The sequence below is a fragment of the Amycolatopsis rhizosphaerae genome, from assembly GCF_007713715.1.
GTDB lineage: Bacteria > Actinomycetota > Actinomycetes > Mycobacteriales > Pseudonocardiaceae > Amycolatopsis_E > Amycolatopsis_E rhizosphaerae.
Genome location: NZ_VJWX01000762.1, coordinates 1 through 2,073 on the forward strand (window position 1 = coordinate 1; position 2,073 = coordinate 2,073).

2 protein-coding genes are annotated in these 2,073 nt (G+C 71.6%); one reads left to right on the forward strand and one right to left on the reverse strand.

Features of this window, described 5'->3' with window-relative positions:
• Positions 1 to 221: 221 nt before the first annotated feature.
• Entirely contained in the window at positions 222 to 1,226 is a 1,005-nt protein-coding gene (locus FNH05_RS36535) for an Acg family FMN-binding oxidoreductase (protein WP_144593400.1), read from the reverse strand.
• 237 nt (positions 1,227 to 1,463) lie between these two features.
• Between FNH05_RS36535 and FNH05_RS36540 the strand changes: the two genes are divergently transcribed.
• The coding region (locus FNH05_RS36540) for a DUF4389 domain-containing protein (RefSeq protein WP_144593401.1) at positions 1,464 to 2,073 on the forward strand (610 nt) is incomplete at its 3' end.

Below are 2,073 nucleotides of genomic sequence, written 5' to 3' on the forward strand. Positions count from 1 at the left end.
TCACAGCACCGCACAGCCCTGCTTGCAGGCGGGTCACCCCGGAGAAAGACGCCCTCGCACCGGCCGAACGTGGCACTCGGGCTGCCGGAAGTGGGACACAACCGCCGGAGGGTGGGACTCGCCCATGCAAGGACCGACTTTGCCGGGGCCCTGGACCTATTTGCTGTCAGGGGACCACTCACGGCCGACGTTCGCGCGACTTTGCCTGGGGGCCCGCAAGGTCAATGGTGGGGGTGAGCCGGTTCCTGGAGTGGTGCCAGCACCTCGGCCAGGTCCCGGCGCGGCGTGGCCGGTAGCGGGTCGGCGTTGACCGGGGCCCACCCGATCCGCAGCACCATCTGCGGGAAGCTGCCGTCGGTGACCTTCTCGCGCACCTTTTCCCGCGTGTCCTGGATTTCCAGCGCCTCGGTGAGCGGGCACGACGCCAGCCCCAGCGCGGTCGCGGTGAGCAGCGTCGCGCTCGTCGCCTCGCCCGCCCGCAGCTGCGACATTCGGTCGTCGGAAGTGGTGGCCAGCACCAGCAGCACCGTCTCGTCGTCCTCACCCGCCGTGTCCGGCGGCTGGGGCAGGCGGGGATCGGCGAACGGCCGGTCGGGCAGCGCGCCCGGCGTCGTGTCGGGGGCGGGCACGTTCGCGCTGGGCACCCCGTCCGGCGCGGCATCGCGGCCGCTCCACGCCGCCAGTTCCACCTGGTAGGCCGGATCGTGCGCGTGCCGCGCCGCGGCCTCGCGGATCGCGCGTGACAGGTGGTAGCGAGCCTGTCCCTCGGCGGCCCGCAGGATGATCCCCTCGGCGGCGGCCCGCTGCGCCATCAGCTCGACATCGCCCTCGGGCACCGGCCACGAGCTGTGCCGCCGCCGGTCCGTGCGCCGCCGCGGGATCGCCGCCGCCAGCGTGATGTCCTCCTGTGTGGGCTCGTGCCGGTGCAACTCCACGGCGGCGAGGTGGTTTTCGTCGTCCGGATTGGGCAGGCGGTGCACCTCGGCCCGCCAGCCCAGTGCGGCGAACCCGATCCGCAGGTGGTGCAGTGCCGCGCCGCAGCTGAGGATCAGATCCCGGCCCCGGGGATCGGTTTCGGCCAGCCGCCGCTCCGGGTCGGCGTACAGGTGCACGGTGCGGCCACCGACGCGGAACAGCCACGGCTGCGTGTTGTGCACCGACGGTGCGCGCACCGCCAGTTCGACCGCCGCGTGGACGGTGTACTCGTCGGGAAGTCCCCGTTCCATCGCAAAACCTGCCTCACCAGTCGTTTCCGGAACTCACCGGGGACGCCGCGCCCGCCGGGGAGCACGATCGCCCGCGCCACCGAATCTGGCACCGGCTCACTCGGGCCGGGCAGGGCCGGAATGCCCCAGCACCGGGGACCTTCGTGCCTGGCCGCCGGCCCCGCGCACCGCGCACGGTCGAATCACCCCGGCGCATCCGCCGGGTCACGTGGAGTTCGCGAGAAGGAGGCGGTCGAGATGGGTTCCCCCGCGCCCTACCCGGTCCGGGTCGAGGCGTCCCTGGACCCGGCGGTGTCACGCTGGCTGTGGCTGGTGAAATGGCTTCTCGCCATCCCGCACTACTTCCTGCTGGCCTGGCTGTGGGTGGCGTTCTTCGTGCTCAGCATCGGGGCGTTCTTCGCGATCCTGGTCACCGGGCGGTATCCCCGGGGGATCTTCGACTTCAACGTCGGGGTGCTGCGCTGGACCTGGCGGGTGCAGTTCTACGCCTACTTCGCGCTCGGGACCGACCGCTATCCGCCCTTCACCCTGGCCGACGTCCCGGACTATCCCGCCCACCTGGACGTGACCTACCTCGAGCGGCTCTCCCGCGGGCTGGTGCTGGTCAAATGGTGGCTGCTGGCCATCCCGCACTACATCGTCGCCGCGGTGTTCATCGGCGGCGGCAGCTGGTTCACCTGGCAATCCGGCGACACCGGCTTCGAGTGGGCCGCGGGCGGGCTGGTCGGCATCCTCGTCCTCGTCGCCGCGATCGTGCTGCTGTTCACCGGTTCCTATCCGAAGAGCATCTTCGACTTCGTCCTCGGCATGGACCGGTGGGTGTTCCGGGTCGCCGCGTACGCGGGCC

Coding starts and splice junctions, on each gene's coding strand:
- FNH05_RS36535 (WP_144593400.1), bottom strand. CDS start 1,226: ATGGAACGGGGACTTCCCGACGAGTACACCGTCCACGCGGCGGTCGAA.